Origin of the sequence: Galactobacter sp. (assembly GCF_022712295.1) — a bacterium.
Taxonomy (GTDB): Bacteria; Actinomycetota; Actinomycetes; order Actinomycetales; family Micrococcaceae; genus Galactobacter.
Map to the genome: position 1 here is coordinate 1 of NZ_JALAGT010000093.1, position 21,156 is coordinate 21,156.

Below are 21,156 nucleotides of genomic sequence, written 5' to 3' on the forward strand. Positions count from 1 at the left end.
CGCGGGCGCCAGGAAGCCCGATTTAGCGTCAAGGCTGCGAAGCGCTAGACTGTAGACATCGCCGCGGGGTGGAGCAGTTCGGTAGCTCGCCGGGCTCATAACCCGGAGGTCGCAAGTTCAAATCTTGCCCCCGCAACGAAACGAAGGGCCCAGATCATGAAGATCTGGGCCCTTCCGCCATGTCCGGCCGATGACCACTTAGCCGGCCCAGACGGCAGCCGGCAGCGGCCCATGAGAGCTTCGTGAGAATGCGCTACAGCCGTGGATCAACCACGGGCTGCACCGGTAGCGTTGTCATCATGAAGATGACCAAACCTACCGCCTGTCTCTCGATGTCCGGACTCGCCTTGGCCGCCTCCGTTCTGGCCGGGTGCTCGGACGAGAAACCCGCCCCTGCACCGAGTTCATCCTCCGCTGCAGGCCAGCCGTCCCAAGGCTCTCCGACGCCTCGGTCCACCGACGGGTCACCCACCGCGGGTAACCCCGGGGCCAACGGGAACGCTCCCGCCGAATCGGCAGATCTGGCCACCGAACCGGTTCCGGTCTCCCCAGAAGATGCGATCAACACGGCTCGAGCCGAGTCCGGCGACGCCGGTGTCACGTCGATAGACCTGGAGTTCGAACGACGCCACGACACGTGGGTCTACTCCGTCGAACTCCAGGACCAGGCCAAGGATTACGAGATCGACATCGACGCAGTGAACGGTTCGGTTCTGGCCAGCGAATCGGAGCGTGTCGACGAGCCTGAGGTTACCGTCAGCCCCACCGATCCCCTCCCCTATGCCGATGCCCTGAAGCTGGCTCAGGACCAAGGCCAAGGTCGTCTGACCGGGTGGTCCCTGGGAGAGGACGACGGAGCCATCGAGTACACCTTCGAGTTCGGCGACGAACCGGACGACATCGAGGTTGTCGTGGACGCAAAGACCAAACGGGTCTACGTCGACGACTGACATGTAGGCAGGTCACGTGAGCAGGGGAAGTGCCCGGGGCAAGATCGTTGTCCCGGGCACTTCCATGCTTCGACTCGGACGTCGGACAGGCCCGTGGCACGGTCGCGCTACACGAGCATTCGAAACGGTCTCCAGGGCAGCCCCTCTTTGCCACCACAATGAACCCAGGCATCCGTTCCGAACCAATACATCGGCGTGATGACACAGTAATCTTATGGCTCATTGGTTTCAATCTCATTGCTAACAACGTAATTAACCGATGAATTGATTATTCTGCTATGTTGACAAAAACGCTGTCTGGGCGTTTTCCTGACCCTGGGTCAGTTGTTCGTCACTCATGATTGGATGCACATTCCTATGAAGACCGTCGCTGGCGCCTCGACGCGCGCCAAGAGCAAGAGCCTCAAGTGGGGAGCTGCCGGAGCCATCGCTGCCGTTGCCCTCGGCACCGGTGCGCTCATCGCCCCCGCAGCCAACGCTGACACCATCGAACTGACCAAGTACGACGAAAGCGACTCCGCCAACCCGCTCGAGGTGACCGGCGGCCTGGTGTACTACAAGGGTGCAGACATGGGTTGGCTCATTGGTCCCTCGGAGGCAGAGGGCGTCGATCTGAGCGAGGTCAAGTCCCTGGCTTACACCGTCGACGCCAGCGGGACCGCACCTAAGAACGAGACCGCGAAGACCGCCGCACCCTTCTTCCAGCTGATCAGCTCCGCAACGAAGCCGGGCGTGGACCTCTCCTACGCCCGCTTGACGTGGGTGCCCGATCAGAAGAACGGAGTCGATCCCCACTCCGGCGTCTACACCGATCTTCAGAACGGCGTCTGGGGCACCAACAAGATCAAGAACGGTAAGGGCAGCCTGAGCGACCCGCAGCCGCTGAGCTTCTTCACCGACGAGAACGGCGCCGGTTGGTCCAACGTCGAGGTCAAGGCGATCGCTGTCCAACAGGGCACCACCACCGAGTCCACGAGCCTCGTGTCCAAGATCGTCTACAACGGCGACGAGGTCGAACTCGGCAGCGAGGACGCCACGCCTTACGATCAGGCCGACGTCGACAAGGCGGTTGCCGACGCGGAGAAGCCGCTGAAGGACGAGAACGCCGACCTGCAGGCCAAGCTGGACAAAGCCAATGCCGACCTGAAGGCATACAAGAAGAGCCACACCGTGGCCAACGGCACCGGCCTTGGTTACTCGCGTGCGGTCATGTCCCAGCCCAAGGCAGGTAAGGCCGCCAAGGTCACCATGAACGGCACGTTGGCCAGGTCCACCTCGCTCGAGTACCAGTGGTACCTCAACGACAAGGCCGTGAAGGGTGCAACCAAGTCCACCTACACGATTCCGAAGTCCGCCAAGGGCAAGAAGGCCTCGGTCCGCGTCCTGGGCACCTACAAGACTCTGCGCATCGGAGTGCGCTCCAACACCGAGCTGATCAAGTAACCCCTCAGCAGATATTGGTGGGCGGTCCCGTTCGGGGCCGCCCACCCTTGTTTGCAAGAGCTATCAAAGGTTTTCAAGGGGATCTGATCCTGCCGCCTCATGCGGCCCTGCGGCGGGCGCAATGGTGAGACGTCTGTACGAAGTCCACACCGCCGTCGACCATGGATCCCACCAAGGCGCCCTGCGCCACGCGTGGCGTACACACGGCGTCCAACATCATCAGCACCGACTGCGCCACGAGTCCAGCAACGGTGACGGCCGTGGTGGTCTCCGACGGCGACGCAACGCCGACTTCCTCATCCCCCACACCCAACGACGGCCACTGGGCCATCGCACAGGTCGTGCAGCGTTCACCGATTCCCACCGCCGGCCCGATCTGAAAGCCGTTGGCTCCCCGGACCACGGGTAGCACGGGGACGTCCGCGTCAGCCACAGCAAGCAGCTGATCGGCGTTCAAACCATGGGCCGTCATCAGCACGACCGCGTCCACTCCATGCACGGCCTCCGCCATGTGCACCGGGGAGAGCACGTGGGAGTGGGGATAGAGCCGCGCCAGGTGGCGGGCCAGACCCGCCGTCCGGGGAAGACCCAGCTCGGTCAGACGCAGCGGTGATGTCCCCAGGTCCTCCCCCACCACCACACCGTCATGGGGTGCGGCGATCCTCCCCACCCCGGCGGCGGCGAGTGCCATGGCTGTCGCCACCCCAGTGCGGTCCAAGGTGGAGATCCAGACGCTGGCCCGGGTTCGCCGGAACATGACTTCCTCGGCTGGTGCCGCCCGCTCACCAGCAGGGCGGCCCACCTGGCCCCAGACCTGAGCCCACGACCGGGCGTCCGGTCGCAGACGTTCGGCGGCCAGCCCCGGCATACAGCGTGCAGGGTCCGTTTCTTCCAACCAGGGTTTCAAGGCCCCCAACAATTGCGCGTACTCGTTGACCTGTCGGCTCCCTGGGGCAGGTGACGGGAGCGGCCGACCCGTCAGGAGTCGTTCCAACACTTCGGCCTGGACCGGTGAGAGCCGTTCCATACGCCTGCGTTGGCTGCCCTCTCCGATCACCACTCGTCCCGCCTCGTCTCGCCCCACGCGTGTGCCTGGCCTGATCCTCATCACGTCCCCCTGCCGGTGCTCCCCTGATTGACGGGTGCCTACGGCTCCCCGCATCGTGAGAGACCAGCCTGACAGGTTCCCGGCCCGCCCGCCGGCGTTATCCACAGCGCGACGTGCCACAGCGGATACAGAGGTGATGTCCCGGCATGCCTCGACCAAACGGTCAGAGGTCTGTCCGAGAATGGAAGTCAACCGGGGACGAGAGGCAGACATCGTGGCGATGACCAACAGGGAGTACACACGCGAGGACGGCACTCGTGTGAGAATTCGCCGGTCCACACGCCGTCGCACCGGGGCCAGCTACGTGTGGGTGGACGGGGTCCTGCAAATCACCATCCCGTCCGCGGCTTCCCGCGGGCAGGAAGCCGCCATCACGGAGCTGGTGATCCAGAAGGCCCAACGGATCCGGACCACACAACCGACCCGCGGCGACCAGGACCTCCTCGACCGTGCCAGGGAATTGAGCAACACCTACCTGGGCGGCCAGGCGCACCCCACCAGCGTGCGCTGGGTCGGCAACCAGCATTCCCGCTGGGGTTCTGCCACCGTGACCGAGGGCAGTATTCGCCTCTCGGACCGCCTGAAAGGCCTGCCACAGTGGGTCGTGGACGGGGTCCTGATCCATGAGCTGTGCCACCTGGTCACGCCTGGACACGGGCATGACGAGGAGTTCAGGACCTGGTTGCGCCGCTACCCGCGCCATGCCGAGGCCAAGGCCTTCCTGGACGGCGTGGACTGGGTACGCCACAGCGCACCCGAGGCTCAGCGCAGGTCGGCCAGGACGGAGAGCACGTCCTCCCCGTAACGTTGGAGTTTGGACCGGCCGACCCCCGGGATCGCCAGGAACTCTCGTTCGGTTCTCGGCATCGCCTCGGCCAACGCCATGAGGGTCGCATCCGTGAACACCACGAAGGCGGGCATCCCGCTGTCCTTGGCTGCGCGGGTGCGCCAATCACGAAGGGCCTCGTAGACGGCCTCGTCATAACCTGCCGGGCAATCGCTGCACCGCTTGAGCTTCACCTCTGCCGCGGTATCGAGCAGTTTGCCGCAGATTCTGCAGCGCGCCGGAGCGGCGCTCTTGCGCCGACTGCGCGGGCCGGGCTCGGGACGCCCCGCCTCCCGCTGGGCAGACGGAGCGATCCCGTCGAGGAAACGCGACCGCCGGCGTCGGCCTCGTCCTCCCGTGGTCCGGGACAAGGACCAGGAGAAGATGAGCCGGGACTTGGCACGGGTGATCCCCACGTAGAGCAGACGACGTTCCTCGTCCACTCCGGCCTGGTCCTCAGCGAACGAGATCGGCATGAGACCCTCGGAGAGCCCGGTCAGGAACACCGTGTCCCACTCCAGGCCCTTTGACGAGTGCAAGGACGCGAGCGTGACTCCCTCCACCACGGGTGCGTGTGCGGTGGCCGCACGGGCCTCCAGCTCGGCGGCGAAGGCGGCCATGCTCAGGTTCTCCTCCGCCAGAGCACCGTCCATGTCCTTGGCCAACGCCACGAGCGCGGACAACGATTCCCACTTCTCCCTGACGGCTCCGGTACCCGTCGGTGCGCTGCGCTGCCAGCCCAAGGAGGAGAGCAACGTCGGAACCAGATCCACTGCGAGTTCCCCCGGAACCTGCCGTGCCGAGGTCCTGATCTGCGCCAGCGCCTCCTTCACCTCCCGGCGTTGGAAGAAACGCTCGGCCCCGCGCAACTGGTATCCGATCCCTGCATCGGAGAGGGCGCGTTCCATGGCCTCCGATTGACCGTTCGTCCGATACAACACCGCGATGTCGCGCAACTTCACGCCGTCTCGTTCGGTGAGTGCCTTGATCCGCGACGCCACGAACTGGGCCTCCTGCTCATCGTCCGCGGCCTCGTGGAACTCCGCCGCAGGACCGTGCTCGCGCTGGGCGATCAATTCCAACGGTTGCGCCCACACGGTTCCGCGCTGATCCAGGCGGCGCTCGGGCCTGCGTGAGGTGAGGACCCGGTTGGCCAGGTTCACGACCTCCGGCGTGGAACGATAGTCGCGCACCAGGTGGACCTCCGCCGCACCAGGATGAGTGCGCGTGAACTCCAAGAGGTGACGGGGTGTGGCCCCGGTGAAGGAATAGATGGTCTGGGACGGGTCGCCCACCACACAGACCTCACCACGGCCGCCCACCCATCCGTCCAGCAGCCGCTGCTGCAACGGGGAAACGTCCTGATACTCGTCCACCGTGAAGTGGCGGTACTGGCTGCGGATCTCCGCGGCGATGCGTTCGTCGTCCTCGATGATCCCGACCATGAGCAGCAGGACATCCTCGAAGTCGATCATGCCCCGGTCCGTCTTGACGTCCTCGTAGGCCTGATACAGCCGCGCCATGGCTTGGTGGTCCAGCTCCCCCACCCCGTCACGGTCCAGGCCGGGCGCCGCGTACGTTTCCGGGGTCAGCATGGACACCTTGGCCCATTCGATCTCACCGGCAAGGTCTCGCACCGTGGCGCGGTCTGCCGGGAGCCGCAGCCGTCGCGCGGCCTCGGCCACGAGCGGAGCCTTGTGGTCAAGCAGGTGCGGCAGGAAACCGCCCACCGCTTGCGGCCAGAAATACTGCAGCTGTCTCAGGGCCGCGGCATGGAAGGTGTGGGCCTGCACGCCGGCGGCGCCGAGTCCCCGCAAACGAGTGCGCATCTCGGCGGCGGCACGCGCCGTGAAGGTCACAGCGAGCACCTGCTGCGGTACGTATTCCCCCGCGGCCACCCCGTGGGCAATCCGGTGCGTGATGGCGCGCGTCTTACCCGTGCCCGCCCCGGCGATGACCACCATGGGGCCATGCAGTTGGGCGGCCACCGCGGCCTGTTCCGGATCCAGTCCGGTGAGGATCTCCTCCGGGGTCACTCCCACACCTCCGGAAGCTCGCCACCGAACCAGTGCCGCAGCATGGCTCCGGCGACGGAGACCCCGCCGGGAACCTGGAGCGAACCCGAGGCCACCTCGGCCGCCAGCTCCTCCCTGGTGAACCAGCGGGTGGAGAGGATCTCCAGCCCATCCGGAGCCGTCTCCACGCCCACGGCGTGAGCGTGGAAGGCACACATCAGAGAACGCGGGAACGGCCATGGCTGTGACCCCAGGTACTCGGGATTCGTCACCGCGATCCCGGCCTCTTCACCGACCTCACGCACCACGGCCTCCTCGAGCGATTCCCCGGGCTCCACGAAGCCGGCGAACGTGGAATAGCGTGAACCGCCCCATGCCGCGTTGGCGCCAAGCAGCACCCTGTCCTGGTCGTCGGTGATCAGCACGATCACCGCAGGGTCGGTGCGAGGGAAGAACTCGATGCCCTCGGTGGGGCACACCCGCACCCACCCGGCATCGACTACTCTCGTGGGGCCGCCACAGTGCGGGCAGAAACCCTCACCCTTGTGCCAGTTCAGCACCGCGTTGGCCTGCGCGAACAACGCCGCCTGGGTCCGCTCCAATTCCGCTCCCACCTGCATGAGTCCGGCAGCGGGGGCGACTGCCTCCCACCAGGAAGGCTCCTGCGGCAGGTCGGCGGCCACCCAGTCCACGCCATCCACCCGACCGATCCAGACGATGCGGCTCGCCTCGGCGAGCGCGTCCGGGACGGGCGCGCCACAGGCGACGCCACCGTCGTCGGGCATGTGCGTTGCCATGCCCGACGACGCGTTCGCGGCTCCGCCGGGCAACTCGCCGAGCGTGGGTGCCACCAAGGCGGCGCCGGACACGGGCGTGGTCCCGTTCACGAGCGCCAGCACCCTGGTCCCGGGGCTGCACAGTGCATCGGTGAGCCACGCGGTCTCGCGGCGGTCCTGACCGCCTCGAGCGATCCGGCCGCCGGTCAGGACAAGGGAACCAAGAGGGGGTGTAGACGTCATACCTCTACGTTACGTGCCACGGCACATGGATGCGGCAGGGGGGTGTGGACAAGTTGCACCGGTCGGCCTCATCTCACATTTCCGTGTCTCTTCAGGGTCCCAACAGCGTCTTCCTTGGCGGGTCGAGTCCCCACCGACCCGTATGGGCCGTTACGGTGGTGGACGTGGAACGCTCCCCGTACGACCTCGCCGCCATCGCCACCGCCGCTGTGCCCGGGCTCAATGCCGTCCAGGTGGGACGGCTGCCCGACGCGCAGGAGGACTTCGACTCCGCGCTGGTGGTCGATGACCAGGGAACCCGGTGGCGTGTTCGGTCCCCCAAGCATGCCCAGGCCGCCCTGAAACTGGACACCGAGCTACGCAGCCTCGGCGGGCTCTCCTCGAGCGTACGGGCCACGCTCCCCTTCGCCGTGCCGAGCGTGGCAGGCACCGTACGCCAGGGAGAGCTGAAGACGTTCGTCTACCACCATCTCCAGGGGCATCAGCTGCCGCTGGAGGAGCTTCTCTCCTCGCCGGCCCTGGCGCATCAGGTCGGCATGGCCATCGCCGCCGTCCACGAGATCGACCGCCCCACCGTGGCCCGCGCCGGGCTCCCCGTTTCCAGCCCGGAGGAGTTCCGGGTGGCGCTGCTCTCGGAGCTGGACCAGGTGGCGACCTCCGGCAAGGTGCCCCGCAGGCTGCTGCGGCGCTGGGAGAACGCCATGGAGGACGCGGGTATGTGGCGGTTCAACGCCTCGGTGGTCCACGGCGACCTGAACGAGGAACAGATCTTCGTTGACCAGGGCAAGATCGTGGCCGTGACCGGATGGTCCGATCTACACATCGGCGATCCTGCCGAGGACCTCGGCTGGCTCCTGGCCCTTGAACAGCGCGCCACCATGGAACGCGTGGTCACCGCATACGTCCAGCGCCGAGCCACCGCGGCCGATCCGCACCTGTTGGACCGTGCAACCCTGCACGCCGAATTCGCGTTGGCCCGCTGGCTGTCGCGTGCCATCACCAGAGACGACGCCCAGCGCGTTGCCCAGGCAGAGGAACTCCTGGCGGAACTGGACAGAAACATCGCTGAGCTCGGCGACCTCCCCATCGGGGTGGTGGAAGACGCCAGGCCGGAGCCCCAGTACAGCACGGTGTCAGCCCAATCGGCAGGCAGCGCTGATTCCAGCCCGTCCCCGGCTGCCCCCACCCACGCTTCAGCGAGCTCTGCCACGTCCGGTTCCACGCCGACCGCGGCCACTTCCGCATCCGCGAACTCGGCCGGATCCGCTCCGTCCCCGGTGACAGAGGTGGAAGACACCGTCATCACGCCGCGGGAGCAGTTGGACCAGAAACTGACGACCGATCGGGCTCATGGCGCGACCTCGCCCGAAGACGCTGTTTCGGCTCACAAGGCCGACGCCGCTGATGCCGAAGCCGACGCCGATACCAAAGCCAACACTGAGGCGAAAGCCGACGCTGACAGCGGCGAGGACGACGATTCTGACGCGGTGATCACTGATTCCGACGTCGCTGTGGCGCAGTCGGCCGAGGGATCCGGGGCTACCGAGACCACCGCGGACAACGAACTCCGCGCCGAGACCGATTCCCGTTCTGAGAAGGATTCATCCCAGCAGTGAGGTGATCATCTCCTCGAGTTCCTGTTCTCCCGCCAAGGAGTGGGGCCTGACGGTCTTTCCGGTCTTCACGTAGTAGAAGGCCGCGTCGATCTGATCCACGTCGATATCGTGGAGGCGGGCCCACCCCAGTCGATAGACCGCAAGTTGCAAGGCCTTCTTGGGCAGTTCCTTGGCACTGGGCTGCCGTCCGGTCTTCCAGTCCACCAGGTCCCAGCGGCCGTCGGCGTCCCTGAAGACCGCGTCGATCCGTCCACGGACGCTCACCGGGCCGATGCGGGTCTCCACCGGCGCCTCCACGAAGGCCGGCGATCGGTGAGCCCATTCGGACTTCAGGAACTGGGCCTTGAGTCCTTCCAGATCCGGACCCTCAACATGCTCCTGGTCCTGGTAGACGGCCTCGTCGTCCAGGTCGAACAACGCCTCTGTTCCGAAGTGCTCCTCCACCCACGAGTGGAACGCCGTTCCCTGCCTGGCCTCGATACCGGGCTGATGCGGAACCGGCCTGCGCAGGTCCCGTTCCACGGTGGCCCTGTCGTCTGCCGCCTCCACGAACAGTGACGCCCGCACGTGCCCCGGCAACACCAACGCGGCCGCTTCCGCCTGCGCGGAGCGCTGGGCCAGCAACAGCCGGGCCTCCTCCCACCAGGCCTTGCCCTGCTCCGTGCTCGGTTCGGGGAGCGTCACCTCGGCACCGGCGTCGTCACCGGCTTCGGCCTGCAGTGATCGGATGGCCCGCATCGCGACAGTGACGTCATGGGCCGCGGCCTCCAGTGCGGGTCGGCGAGATCGTCTGTTCGCCGTCGCCGGCTCGCCGTTGTGCAGTACCACGGGGCCGGCCAACGGGTCATAGGGCCACTGTGCCGAGACGGACACCCCGGATTCCGGGTTGGTCATCTCCTCGCTTCTGCTCTTGCGGTCCTTCTGTTTGGCCGTGCGATTGAACGCGACGATCGCTGCGTTCTCGTCATGGACGGAGCGTGCCTCGTCGGGGATCTGCGTCCAGGGACCACGCTCGCTGCCGTCCAGGTCCAGGATCTCACTGAAGAACGGGGAGGGGTCCACCATCTCCTTGGAGAATCCCGCGAAGTCGGTGGCTGAGCACCACAGGATGCTGCGGGCACGCGTGTAGGCCACGTACGCCAGTCGCCTCTCCTCTGCCTCCGAGTGCAGGGCCACCTCAGCGGCGAACCCCGTGCGGGAATCGGATTCGAAGGCGGAGTACTCGGCCTGGTGTTCGAATATGGCGGAGGGATCATCCAGCGCCGTGAACTGAGGCAACTCGTCGCGGTCGCCCCGCCAGGGCCACGGTAGCTGACCACGATGCCCGTCCCCGCCGGTCCACCGTGTGGGCCTCCCGGAGGGGAACACGCCCCGCGTCAGCCCCGGCACGGCCACGACATCCCATTCCAGTCCCTTGGAGGCGTGAACCGTCAGAATCTGCACGGTCCCGTCCACGGCCGGTTCGGGCGCGGTGGACAGGCCCTTCTCCTTCTCCTTGGCGGCTTCCAGCCACTCCAGGAAGGTGGGGAGGTCGGCCTCGCCGAGCCCACCGTCGAACCCTGCAGCCACGTCCGAGAAGGCATCCAGATGCCGCCTGGCCGCGTGTTCGTCCAGTCCCGGCCGGGCCAGCACCTCCACGTCCAGGCCCATGGTGCGCACCACCTCCGCGACGAGCAGCGGCAGCTCCTCACCGAGCAGGCGCCGCAGTCCTCGTAATTCGTCCCGCAGCCGGGCCAGCCGCCCGTGCGCGCGCTCGCCCAGGACGCGCCCGTGCCGGGATTCCCAGCCGGGGCGCGGCAGGTTGTCCAATGCCTCCACCAGGCTGGCCTGGTCCACGACCTCCGATTCGCCCGCATGGCCGGAGTCGCCCTCGAGCTGCCCGTCCGGTGTCTCGAAATCGGCAGCGCGCAGTGACTGGGTGGCGCGGGTGCGGCGTTTGGCACGGAACTGCGCCCAGTCGGACAAGGCCATCAGATCCGCCGGGCCGATCCTCCACCTGGCACCGGCCAACAAGCGCAGCAGCGCATCCGAGCGTCCGGGGTCGGCCAGGACCCAGAGCGTCGCGACGATGTCCTGCACCTCGGGCGTGGACAAGAGGCCGCTGAGGCCCACGATCTCCACCGGGACCCCGACGTCGCGCAGGGCCTCCGCGACCGGCCCCGCCGTCTTCCAGGCCCGGATCAGCACCGCGGTGGAGGGCCAGTCCTCTCGTCGTTGCCTCCAGTCCTCCCTCACTTGCGCTATGAACCCGGCCAGCGCCGTGGCCTCCTCGCTGGAGGTCGTGGCATGAGCCAACACCACCCTCCCCTGGTCCACGCCGGGTCGAGGGCTCAGCGGGTCCACCTGGAGCTTGGTGGGCCGCGGCAGCGTGATCGGCTTGATGTGTCCAACCGCCGCAGAGGGCTCCGCTGGTTGCGGCACCGAAGGTTCCGTGTGCACGCCGCCGCGGGCGGCAGCCTTGTTCAGTGGCGCAGCGATCACGTTGGCCGCGTTGAGGATGGTGTCCGCGTTGCGCCACGCCGTGGTCAACTGAGCCACAGGCACCGGAGTCCTCTCGCCGTTGGGCGAGGAGAGCGCAAAGCGGTGCCGGAAGGCCGCCAGCTGACCCGCAGAGGCGCCACGGAATCCGTAGATGGCCTGATTGGGGTCGCCCACGGCCGTCACCGCGTGCCTGCCGTCGGCGAAGAGCCTGGCAAAGAGTTCGATCTGGGCATACGAGGTGTCCTGGAACTCGTCCAACAACACCACCTTGTAGCGACCGCGATAGTGACGGGCCACCTCCGGAAGGGACGCCAGCTGGGCGGCCTTCACCACCAGGTCGCCGTAGTCCATGACTCCGCGTTCCGCCTTGGCGGCTTGATATCGCCCGGCCAATTCCGCCACCGTGGCGTGCGTTCGCATCGCCGCGATGTCCTTCGCAGGCTTCTTGCTCCTGGCCGTGGCACCCATGGGCATGGCCTCGATCCGATCGGCGCGTTCCAGCAGCCAGTCCACGGTGCTCGCCGGGTCCACCAAGTGCTCGGCGGCCTGCCCCGCGTAGGTGAGGACGTCGTCCACGAGCGTGGAATGGGACACGTCCAGGTGCTCCCACTCGCCGTCATAGTTGTCCACCACGCGATTGGCGAGCTGCCAACACTGGGCGGGGCCCCACACCGGGGTGTCCGGTTCCAGCCCGATCCGCATCCCCTGCTCCGCCACCAACGAGTTCGCGAAGGAGTGATAGGTGGAGACGGCAGGGGTCAGGGCCAGGTCGCCGTCGGTGCCCTCCCCCATGGACGTGCGCAGCCGGTCCAGATGCCCACGCAGGCGCTCCCCGAGTTCGCCTGCCGCCTTCCGTGTGAAGGTCACTCCAAGGATCTCCTCCGGCCTGGCCAGACGATTGGCCACGAGCCAGACCACACGGTCGGCCATGGTGGCTGTCTTCCCGGAACCGGCGCCGGCCACCACCAGCAGCGGAGACAGTCCGGAACGGATCACGTCTCGCTGCTGAGCGGTGGGGTGATGCCCCATGCCCAAGGTGTCCGCCAGGACGTCCGGATCCTCGAAGGGGAGGTCGTCACGCGTCGTCACGGTTCCGTCACCTGCCGTCCCTCGTCGCAGATCGGACAGACGCCTGGGTGAGTGCAGCGCACACGAGCCCCCTGTTCATGGGTGGTGGCGAAGGTGGTGCCTGACATGCCGCGAGCGGCCTGGGCGATGAGTTCCCATGGTTCCCCGGCGTCGGCTGGCACCGCGCCCTGTGGGAGGATCGACGGTTTGACGTTGCTGTTGCCCACACCGACCAGGGCTGCTCCCTCCGGCTGATCGGGATACGTGAGCCCCTCGATCTCGGCGTCCCTCAAGGCTCCGGCCAGGACCGCGGCCTGGTAGGTCATCAGCTGCGGATGCTCACCGATCTCCTTGGCCGTTGGCAGCTGCTTTCCGGTCTTCAGATCCACGATCAATGGTTTCCCTTCCTTGGTCACCTCGACCCTGTCCATGGATCCGGTCAGCTTCACCGGGTGCTCCCCCGGCGCGTGCGGCTCAATCGACACGCTGAAGGGTTGCTCGCGGGCTCCGACCGTGCGCCCCTCCTTCTGAACCTGCTGGTAATACTGGGCCAGCTTGCCGAGCATGGTCTCTGCACGCTGGTGCTCCGAGGCACCCACCCAGTTCTCGGGCATCTGCAATTCGTCCCACCGCCGGGACAGCGCGGCGAGCAACTCCTCCTGATCCGCCTCCGGGTGCCGCTCGGCGATGGCATGGACCAGGGTGCCGAGGCTACGGGCGAAGTCGGTCGGGGCCACGCCGCCGGCCGCCTGCACAAACCAGTTCAGCGGGGATTCCAGGACGGACTCCACCTTGGACGGTGAGACCCGCACGGGCACGCCCTGGGCCACGATGGGATCTGCGCTGCTCAGCGGGGCCAAACCCCACCAGGTCTCCGGGTTCGCCCCGGCCACGGGAGGCGACTGGACGGCGAGGGTGGCAAGCAGTCCTGCTGCCTCCGCCGTGGTGTCATCGGCGCCGGACTCAAGCACGCGGCGCAGGCGGGCCGTCAGGTTGGGCAGGGTGGAAGCGGACGGCACCGGGGCCACTCTGAGCTCGGGGCTGTGCGGAGGCTGCACCAGGGTCAAGAACGTGGATGGCGACTCGTCGTCGGAGGACACCGCGATCAGATGGAGCATGTTCCTTGCCCTGGACAGTGCGGTGACGAACTGGCGTAGTTCGTCTTCCCTCACGCCTCGCAACTTGGCAGAGACGTCCACCCCGGCCAGCGCCTCCGGACCGTGTTCTGCCACGGTCACCAGGTCGTCCGAGCGCAGCAGCGTGCCTCTCAATCCCGTGGAGGGCCAGGACCCCTCTTCCAGCCCGGCCACGATGACGGTGTCGAAGTCTCGGCCGGCGGCCGCTGCGGGGGTCAGCACGTGGACGCGCCCGCCGGGGGCCGCGGTTCCCGCCAGGGAGTCCATGGGAAGGTCCTGTTGCTCCAGATGTTCAAGGAAGCGGCCAACCCCCGCGCCCGGGAACTGGTCCTCATAGCGCTCAGCCGCCTGGAACAACGCCAACACCGCGTCAAGATCACGGTTGGCACGGTCGGCCCGCAGCCCCTTGGCACTCAGTGCGGTCTCCCTCCAATCGGGTTCCCTGCGCCCGGCAGCAGCGTCACCCGCGGCCGGCCCAGTGTCGGTGTTCTGTCCAGTGTCTGCGTTCCGTCCGGTCACTGCGCCTTGCCTGGTCACCGCGCCCGAGGCATTCCACAGCGCCCAGATCGCCGTTCCCGCGGTATGGGGTCCCTGCAGGTGGTCGCGGCAGGCCCGCAGCATCGCGACCAGCCGTTTGGCAGGCAGGGCCACCTGCCCCATGGTGGCGAGGACGTCCTCGGTGAATTCGCCGTCAAGCAGCGCGGCGAGCAGCTCCGTCGAGTTCCGGGCTGCACCCCACTCCCCCGCGTCCGGATCTTGCGGCGCGGGCTGTGCGGCGCGTTCGTGGATCAGCAATTGTTGGCGCAGGCTGCGCACGTCCAACGTGGTCGCGCGGCCATATGGGCCGGTCAGCAAGGTCTGTACGGCTGCCGCGGCGGCGGAGGCCTCTCGGTGTCCGCGGGACACCGGGACATCAGGAACGGGCTCCAGCGCGATCCTGAGGAGGGTGAGCAGCGGACGGACCGCGGCCTCGTCGCGCAGCGGGATCTCGACCGGCGGGACCGTGGTGGAGATCCCGTCGAGTCCCAGCGAACGCGCGGTGGAACGCACCTGTGTACCGTTGCGGACGATCACGGCGATCTCCCCCAATTGCACCCCGCGGAAGAGGTGGGCCTGAAGCACCTGTCGGGAGATGAGGCGGTCGCGATGCACCGCAGATTCGACGAGCCGAATATCCACCCGGGACGGCACCCGTGACGCCCCCGCGGACGACGAGCGCTCGGGCGACGCACCCTCGGGCGACGCGCCGACCGGAGACAGACCGTCGGGCCACGGGCCGTGCGCCTCCTGGTCGGCCGCGTCCGGGAGGGGCGCCTCTTCCCAGCGTCGGCCGAGTTCGCCCGTGGCCGCGGGGATCCGCCGCGCCACCCGAGCCACGGTCGCGGAGATCTCCCCCGAAAGCCTGTGGTTGCGGGTCAGCTCGAGCACCGGTGCATCCAGGCCAGCAGCCAGCCCCTCCCCTGCGTGCCTCACCAGGTCCGGGCGGGCGCCGCGGAAGCCCTGCACCGCCGTGTCCGGTGACGCGGCCAGCACGGCATCGCGGTCAGCAGCCAGCAGCTGCACCAAACGGTGCTGAGAACCGGTGGCCTCCTGGAGGTCGTCCACCACCAGGGTGGAGATCCTGTCCCGCTCCGCCCGGGCCACCTCCGCCCCTGCCGCGCCCGACAACAGCGACACCGCGATGGAGACCAGTTCGGCGGGATCGTAGGCCTCCTCGTGGTCAAGGAGCCCCACCTCCCGGTACTCGCGGAGGAAGGCTGCTGCTGCCGTCCATTCGGGAACACCGCAACGCTGCCCCAAAGCTGCGACCGCGTCCGCTTCCAGACCCAGCTCACTGGCCCGGTCGAGGAACTCACGGACCTCCTTACGAAATCCCCTGGTCGTCACGGCCTCCCCCAGCTCCGTGGGCCAGGCTGGGCCGCCTCCCCTCTCCCTGTGCCCGCGCAGCAGTTCCGCCACGAAGGCGTCCTGCTCCGCTCCCGAGAGCAGCCGCGGCAGCCGCGGGGAGGAGGCCAACGCACCGGCCTGCCGGGCGCGGCGGATCACGTCGAAGGCGAAGGCCGAGTAGGTCCGGACGATGGGTTCCGAGAACGTGACGCCGGCGGTCATCGCCAGCTCGTCGCGCAATCGATTGGCCGCCTGACGCGTGGCCACCAGCATGAGCATGCCTTCCGCAGGCTCTCCCTCACGCAGCCGGGACCTCAGCACATCCAGGGCCAGCGTGGTCTTCCCCGTGCCCGGACCACCGATCACCAGGACCGGGCCGTGCCCTGGCCCGGTCAGCACGTCGGGTAACGTCCGGTCCATGCTGTCTGGGGTCACGCGCTGATCTTCCACGAGATCCATCAGATCACGTGACCCCGACGGATTGCTCCACCCCTGACGGGGTGTCAGGTCGCCTGTACCTGCGGGAAGGTTCCGGTGGGTGTCTCGCCGTCGTCATAGACCTCGGACGGAGGTCCGACGATCAGGGCATCCGGCTCCCCGACCAGCTCCAGGTCCTTACCGGGGTAATCGAAGCGTGAAAGAACCCACCTCATGGCCTCGATCCGAGCACGCTTCTTGTCATTGGATTTCACCACGGTCCACGGTGCCTGAGGCTGATCCGTGTAGAAGAACATGGCCTCCTTGGCCGCCGTGTAATCGTCCCATTTGTCCAGGCTGGCCAGGTCAGTGGGTGAGAGCTTCCATTGCTTCACCGGATCGGTGGAGCGTGCCATGAACCGCTCGTGCTGTTCCGCGCGTCCCACGGAGAACCAGAACTTGATCAAATGGATCCCGGAATTGGTGAGCATCCGCTCGAATTCGGGTGCCGAGCGCGTGAACTCAAGGTATTCCTGAGGCGTGCAATACCCCATGACGCGTTCCACCCCGGCGCGGTTGTACCAGGACCTGTCGAAGAGCACGATCTCTCCGGCCGTGGGCAGGTGAGCAACGTAGCGCTGGAAATACCATTGCTTCTTCTCACGGTCGGTGGGAACCTCCAGTGCCACCACTCGCGCGCCACGCGGGTTCAGGTGTTCGGTGAAGCGTTTGATGGCGCCACCCTTGCCCGCGGCATCCCGGCCCTCGAAGAGAATTACGATCTTCTGGCCGGTTTCCTTGACCCAAGCCTGCAGTTTCAGCAATTCGATCTGCAGTTTCTTCTTCTGCTTCTCGTACTGTTTTCTGCTCATCTTCTCGGTGTACGGATAACCGTGCCGCCAGGCCGTGTCGTCACTGGCCGGCAGGTCTCCCTGAGACCGAAGTATTTCACCGATCTCATCGATCTCCGGCGTGACGTCGATCTGTTCGGGGGTCGCCATCTCGAATTCGGTCGAGTTCTCGGCCTCGTCAGGCTTGGGGTTCATCGTTCCTCCTGCACCGGTGATGGGAATCCAACCCTATTGCGTTTCCCCGATTTCGGGGAGAGCCTTGACCAGGTCCGAAAGCCGGGATGTCAGCGCACGCCGCCACGCGTCGTCGGGCATGAGAAATGCGGCCCTCGCCGCCTTGGCGGCAGACCCCTGCCCGACGACCGGCGTCCCCTCCCGCCGCCACGCACCTTCCGCGCGGGCGGCCAACGAAGGCGGCAGCGTGCCGTTGGCCCTGACCATGCGCCACCACGGCAGCCCATAGGGGGCCCTGGACATGGCCGAGGCCGGGCGGCGGGCCGTCCCCAAACCCAGCTCGGCGGCGGCCGCACCGTAGGAGATCACGGTCCCGGCCGGAACGAGTTCCAGGAGCCGGTACACGGCCTCGTCCACCGCCTCCGGATCGGGGGCCGCTCCAGGGTTCATGACAGTGGACATGGTCCCGATCCTGCCACCGGCTGCGTGCTACGACGACCCACGCGCCGGCTGAGGCGGGTCGCGTGTCGTCCACAGCCGCACGTGCGCGGTTCTGCCGAGCGAACGAGTCCACGCTAGATTGGAGACCATGGCTTCCACCCCCGGACAGGATCCGCTCCCCCTCGACCAGGACACCCGTTTCGCCTGGCAGGAATTACCCAGAGCGGCCTTCGACCTCGAGACCACCGGCACCGACCCACACGCCGCCCGCATCGTCACCGCCTCCGTGGTGATCGTCAACGGCCGCGATGAGCTCCTGCAGCATCACGAGTGGCTCGTGGACCCGGGTGTGGAGATCCCCGAAGCCGCCGCCGCCGTGCACGGGATCAGCACCGAGAAGGCCCGCGCTCAAGGTCGCGACGCCGCCGAGGCCACCGCCGAGATCGCTTCCTTGCTCGGTGAGTTGTTCCAGACCATGCCTGTCATGGTCTTCAACGCCCCCTACGACTTCACGGTGCTTGAGGCCGAGTCCCGCCGGTACGGCGTGGCGCCGATCGACCCGGCACCGGTCATCGACCCGCTGGTGATGGATCGGGCCGTGGACAAGTACCGCCGCGGCAAGCGCACCCTGACCGTCATGAGCGAGTTCTACGGCGTCTCCCTCGTCGATGCGCACACCTCCGCCGCGGACGCGTTGGCCACCATCGGCGTGGCCGACGCGATCGCACGTCGCTACCCCTCGCAGATCCAGATCGACCCGCTGCAGCTGCACTCCGCGCAAGTCGGCTGGCACCGTGCCTGGGCCGAGAACTTCCAGGACTTCCTGCGCCGCAAGAACCCCTCGGCCGTGGTGGATCCTGCCTGGCCGCGGGCGGAGTTCGGCGCGCGCTGAGGTCATCCACGCCGCAAAGGCCACCGTCGAAGCGCACCGGCCGCGGCGGAGCCACCGAGTCCTCACCGGTACTGCCACGGAGCCGGGCATCCACCGCAGAGCCGGTGCACCACCGGCTCCATCGTGGAAACCCGGCTCCACCACAAGGCTCGGCGCGAGATGGGCAGCTCCACCGTGGAAACCCGGCTCCGAGGAGGCAGCGGGGACCCTCGGATCAGGCCGTGGGTGACTCGGCAGCCGCGGCAGCCTTGGCCGCAGCCGGCAGTGCGGAGATGATCTGATCCATAGCGGCATCGTCGTGTGCGTCGGAGAGGAACCAGGCCTCGTACTCGGACGGGGGCAGGTACACGCCGGAATCCAGCATCGAGTGGAAGAAGGGCGCGTAGCGGAAGCCCTCTTGGGCCTGCGCTTCTGCATAGTTGTGCACTCCGTGCTCCGAGGTCCCGAAGGCCACGGAGAACAGGTTGCCGGCCGTCTGGATGGAGTGGTCAACGCCCTCGGCCGAGAGCGCGGAGGACAGCTCCTCCTGCAGCTGCAGGGACCGCGCGTCGATGTTGGCGTACACCTCGGAGGTCGCGTTGCGCAGAGTGGCGATACCGGCGGCGGTGGCGACCGGGTTCCCTGACAACGTGCCCGCCTGGTACACGGGACCCAACGGCGCCAGGTGATCCATGATCTCGGCCGGACCGCCCACAGCAGCGGCCGGCATGCCGCCACCGATGACCTTGCCGAACGTGAACAGGTCGGGCGTCCAGCCTTCCTCGCGGCCCGTCAGACCCCAGTAGCCTGCGTCGGAGGCACGGAAGCCGGTGAGCACCTCGTCCACGATCAACAACGAGCCGTGCTCTCGCGTGGTCTGGCGCAGGAACCGGTTGAAGCCGGGGTCCGGGGTCACCACGCCCATGTTGCACGGGGCGGACTCCGTGATGACGCCGGCGATCCGCTTTCCGTAGCGTTCGAAGGCGTCGAGCACGGCCTGGCGATCGTTGTAGGGCAGCACCAGCGTTTCGGCGGTGACGGCCGCCGGGACTCCGGCGGAACCGGGAAGGGCCAGCGTCGCCACGCCGGAGCCCGCCGCAGCCAACAGCGCATCGACGTGCCCGTGGTAGCAACCGGCGAACTTCACCAGCAGGTCGCGGCCAGTGTAGCCACGGGCCAATCGCACTGCGGTCATGGTGGCCTCGGTGCCAGTCGAGACCATGCGAACGTGCTCCACGCCGCCCATGCGTCCGGCGATCAGCGAGGCCAGCTCGGACTCGGCCGGCGTTGAGGCGCCGAAGGAGAGCCCATGATCCACTGCGGCGTGGACGGCCTCGATCACGGCCGGATGGGAGTGACCGAGCAGCGCCGGGCCCCAGGTCATGACCAGGTCGACGTAGCGCTTGCCCTCCACGTCCGTGACATGGGCGCCGTGGGCATCGGTCAGGAACGGCGGCACGCCGCCAACAGAACCGTAGGCGCGCACGGGTGAGTTCACACCGCCGGGCATCACGGCCTGGGCGCGGGCGAATTCTTGGGCGTTGGTGGTCATCACTTGCCTTCCTTGAGCCACTGGGCGATCTCCAGCGACCAGTACGTGAGTACCTGGTCAGCGCCGGCGCGGCGCAATCCCAGGACGGATTCGAGGATGGAGGCCTTGCGGTCGATCCACCCGTTGGCTGCCGCGGCCTCGATCATCGCGTACTCGCCGGAGATCTGGTACGCGGCCACGGGGACCGGGGAGAATGCGGCGACGTCGGCAAGGATGTCCATGTAGGCCATGGCGGGTTTCACCATGACGATGTCGGCCCCCTCCTCGAGGTCGGCCTCGACCTCAACCAGCGCCTCGCGGCGGTTGGCCGGGTCCATCTGGTATGTGCGACGGTCGCCCTTCAACTGCGAGTCCACGGCCTCGCGGAAGGGGCCGTAGAACGCCGAGGCGTACTTGGCGGCGTAGGCCATGAGGATGGTGTCCTGGTAGCCGGCCTCGTCCAGTGCCTGACGGATCACGGCGATCTGGCCGTCCATCATGCCGGAGGGACCGAGCACATCGGCACCTGCGGCCGCCTGGGCCACAGCCATGTCCGCGTACACGGCCAGGGTCGCGTCGTTGTCCACGGTTCCGTCCGGGGCCAGCAGCCCGCAGTGGCCGTGGTCGGTGAATTCATCCAGGCATACGTCGCCCATGATCAGCAGGTCGTCGCCGACCTCCTTCTTCACGTCCTCGATGGCCACGTTGAGGATCCCGTGTGGGTCCGTTGCACCGGACCCCACGGCGTCACGCTCGGCGGGTACGCCGAAGAGCATCAGCCCTCCGATCCCTGCCTCGGCGCAGCGCACGGCCTCGGCCTTGAGGGAATCACGCGTGTGCTGGGAGACCCCGGGCATCGAGGAGATCGGGATGTCCTCGGTGGCCCCCTCACGCACGAACGCGGGCAGGATCAGTTGCGCCGGATCGATACTGGTCTCAGCGACCAGAGCGCGCACGGCCGGGTTTCGGCGCAGACGACGGGGGCGGTGGGTGGGAAAACTCAAGGTCTTCGCTTCCTTAGATTTCGGGTTCGAGTTTCAAGGTATCTGGGGGCACATGTGCCCGACGGCGTTGCTCAGCTGTCGTCGGCACGCACGCCTGCGCGCGCGACGAGCGCCTCGGCGAGTGCCTCGGGTGTGGTGTCGGTGGCGATGGCGTCGACCCGCAGCCCCAGGACGGTGGCCTCGGCCGCGGTGCGGGGTCCGATCGCGATGAATCCCGTGGCGCAGGGCTTTCCGTCCAGCAGATGGACCACTCTGCGCGCCGTTGAGGGTGAGGTGAGGATGGCCGAGTCCAGGGTCCCCTCGCTGAGTTCCTTGGCC

Annotated in this window: 15 protein-coding genes and 1 tRNA gene; 6 read left to right on the plus strand and 10 right to left on the minus strand. The window is 67.4% G+C overall.

The window, feature by feature from the left end; translation table 11 throughout:
* Positions 1-62 precede the first annotated feature (62 nt).
* From Q0A15_RS07185 to Q0A15_RS07195, 3 genes are all read left to right on the plus strand, one after another.
* Positions 63-136, plus strand: a tRNA-Met gene (locus tag Q0A15_RS07185).
* 169 nt (positions 137-305) lie between these two features.
* Positions 306-950, plus strand: coding sequence for a PepSY domain-containing protein (locus tag Q0A15_RS07190; protein WP_291278844.1), 645 nt, complete (start codon positions 306-308; stop codon positions 948-950).
* A 357-nt stretch (positions 951-1,307) separates the two neighbouring features.
* Positions 1,308-2,393 carry a hypothetical protein gene (locus Q0A15_RS07195; protein WP_291278845.1) on the plus strand — a complete coding sequence of 362 codons (1,086 nt, stop codon included), beginning with the start codon at positions 1,308-1,310 and terminating at the stop codon, positions 2,391-2,393.
* A gap of 97 nt (positions 2,394-2,490) precedes the next feature.
* Here Q0A15_RS07195 and Q0A15_RS07200 read toward each other — a convergent pair whose 3' ends face one another.
* The gene (locus tag Q0A15_RS07200) at positions 2,491-3,501 is read right to left on the minus strand and encodes a hypothetical protein (RefSeq protein WP_291278846.1); all 1,011 of its coding nucleotides are present in this window, start codon (positions 3,499-3,501) and stop codon (positions 2,491-2,493) included.
* A 181-nt stretch (positions 3,502-3,682) separates the two neighbouring features.
* Between Q0A15_RS07200 and Q0A15_RS07205 the strand changes: the two genes are divergently transcribed.
* Positions 3,683-4,306, plus strand: coding sequence for a M48 family metallopeptidase (locus Q0A15_RS07205; protein WP_291278847.1), 624 nt, complete (start codon positions 3,683-3,685; stop codon positions 4,304-4,306).
* On the opposite strand, the gene Q0A15_RS07210 is transcribed toward Q0A15_RS07205, so the two are convergent.
* Both Q0A15_RS07210 and nudC read right to left on the minus strand, forming a co-directional pair.
* Entirely contained in the window at positions 4,264-6,369 is a 2,106-nt protein-coding gene (locus Q0A15_RS07210; RefSeq protein ID WP_291278848.1) for an ATP-dependent DNA helicase UvrD2, read from the minus strand. The genes Q0A15_RS07205 and Q0A15_RS07210 overlap by 43 nt on opposite strands.
* The gene (gene nudC / locus Q0A15_RS07215) at positions 6,360-7,361 is read right to left on the minus strand and encodes an NAD(+) diphosphatase (RefSeq protein ID WP_291278849.1); all 1,002 of its coding nucleotides are present in this window, start codon (positions 7,359-7,361) and stop codon (positions 6,360-6,362) included. Before nudC ends, Q0A15_RS07210 begins: the two co-directional genes overlap by 10 nt.
* 164 nt (positions 7,362-7,525) lie before the next feature.
* Between nudC and Q0A15_RS07220 the strand changes: the two genes are divergently transcribed.
* On the plus strand, positions 7,526-8,977 hold the full coding sequence (locus tag Q0A15_RS07220; RefSeq protein ID WP_291278850.1) for a phosphotransferase: 1,452 nt from the start codon (positions 7,526-7,528) through the stop codon (positions 8,975-8,977).
* Here the strand turns inward: Q0A15_RS07220 and Q0A15_RS07225 are convergent.
* From Q0A15_RS07225 to Q0A15_RS07240, 4 genes are all read right to left on the minus strand, one after another.
* Positions 8,963-12,547: an ATP-dependent DNA helicase gene (locus tag Q0A15_RS07225; protein ID WP_291278851.1), complete on the minus strand. Its 3,585-nt coding sequence runs from the start codon at positions 12,545-12,547 to the stop codon at positions 8,963-8,965. The two genes, Q0A15_RS07220 and Q0A15_RS07225, sit on opposite strands and share 15 nt — an antisense overlap.
* Positions 12,544-15,999, minus strand: coding sequence for an ATP-dependent DNA helicase (locus Q0A15_RS07230; protein ID WP_291278852.1), 3,456 nt, complete (start codon positions 15,997-15,999; stop codon positions 12,544-12,546). The genes Q0A15_RS07225 and Q0A15_RS07230 overlap by 4 nt, the downstream gene beginning before the upstream one ends.
* A 53-nt stretch (positions 16,000-16,052) precedes the next feature.
* Positions 16,053-16,967 carry a polyphosphate kinase 2 gene (gene ppk2 / locus Q0A15_RS07235; protein WP_291278858.1) on the minus strand — a complete coding sequence of 305 codons (915 nt, stop codon included), beginning with the start codon at positions 16,965-16,967 and terminating at the stop codon, positions 16,053-16,055.
* Between the two features lie 78 nt (positions 16,968-17,045).
* Positions 17,046-17,453 carry an MGMT family protein gene (locus Q0A15_RS07240; protein WP_291278853.1) on the minus strand — a complete coding sequence of 136 codons (408 nt, stop codon included), beginning with the start codon at positions 17,451-17,453 and terminating at the stop codon, positions 17,046-17,048.
* A 127-nt stretch (positions 17,454-17,580) separates the two neighbouring features.
* On the opposite strand from Q0A15_RS07240, the gene Q0A15_RS07245 reads away from it, so the two are divergent.
* Positions 17,581-18,324 carry a 3'-5' exonuclease gene (locus Q0A15_RS07245; RefSeq protein ID WP_291278854.1) on the plus strand — a complete coding sequence of 248 codons (744 nt, stop codon included), beginning with the start codon at positions 17,581-17,583 and terminating at the stop codon, positions 18,322-18,324.
* A gap of 214 nt (positions 18,325-18,538) precedes the next feature.
* On the opposite strand, the gene hemL is transcribed toward Q0A15_RS07245, so the two are convergent.
* From hemL to Q0A15_RS07260, 3 genes are all read right to left on the minus strand, one after another.
* Positions 18,539-19,855 (minus strand): glutamate-1-semialdehyde 2,1-aminomutase, encoded by a 1,317-nt coding sequence (hemL, locus tag Q0A15_RS07250; protein ID WP_291278855.1) that lies wholly within the window; start codon positions 19,853-19,855, stop codon positions 18,539-18,541.
* Entirely contained in the window at positions 19,855-20,838 is a 984-nt protein-coding gene (gene hemB / locus Q0A15_RS07255; RefSeq protein ID WP_291278856.1) for a porphobilinogen synthase, read from the minus strand. The genes hemL and hemB overlap by 1 nt, the downstream gene beginning before the upstream one ends.
* Positions 20,839-20,909: 71 nt before the next feature.
* On the minus strand, positions 20,910-21,156 hold a 247-nt coding region (locus Q0A15_RS07260; protein WP_291278857.1), incomplete at its 5' end, for a uroporphyrinogen-III synthase.

What these genes read in the sequence shown, in the direction of transcription:
- Q0A15_RS07205 (WP_291278847.1), top strand. Translation starts at nt 3,683, where the DNA reads ATGGAAGTCAACCGGGGACGAGAGGCAGACATCGTGGCGATGACCAAC.
- Q0A15_RS07190 (WP_291278844.1), top strand. Translation starts at nt 306, where the DNA reads ATGACCAAACCTACCGCCTGTCTCTCGATGTCCGGACTCGCCTTGGCC.
- nudC (WP_291278849.1), bottom strand. Translation starts at nt 7,361, where the DNA reads ATGACGTCTACACCCCCTCTTGGTTCCCTTGTCCTGACCGGCGGCCGG.
- Q0A15_RS07240 (WP_291278853.1), bottom strand. Translation starts at nt 17,453, where the DNA reads ATGTCCACTGTCATGAACCCTGGAGCGGCCCCCGATCCGGAGGCGGTG.
- Q0A15_RS07200 (WP_291278846.1), bottom strand. Translation starts at nt 3,501, where the DNA reads ATGAGGATCAGGCCAGGCACACGCGTGGGGCGAGACGAGGCGGGACGA.
- ppk2 (WP_291278858.1), bottom strand. Translation starts at nt 16,967, where the DNA reads ATGGCGACCCCCGAACAGATCGACGTCACGCCGGAGATCGATGAGATC.
- hemL (WP_291278855.1), bottom strand. Translation starts at nt 19,855, where the DNA reads ATGACCACCAACGCCCAAGAATTCGCCCGCGCCCAGGCCGTGATGCCC.
- Q0A15_RS07245 (WP_291278854.1), top strand. Translation starts at nt 17,581, where the DNA reads ATGGCTTCCACCCCCGGACAGGATCCGCTCCCCCTCGACCAGGACACC.
- Q0A15_RS07195 (WP_291278845.1), top strand. Translation starts at nt 1,308, where the DNA reads ATGAAGACCGTCGCTGGCGCCTCGACGCGCGCCAAGAGCAAGAGCCTC.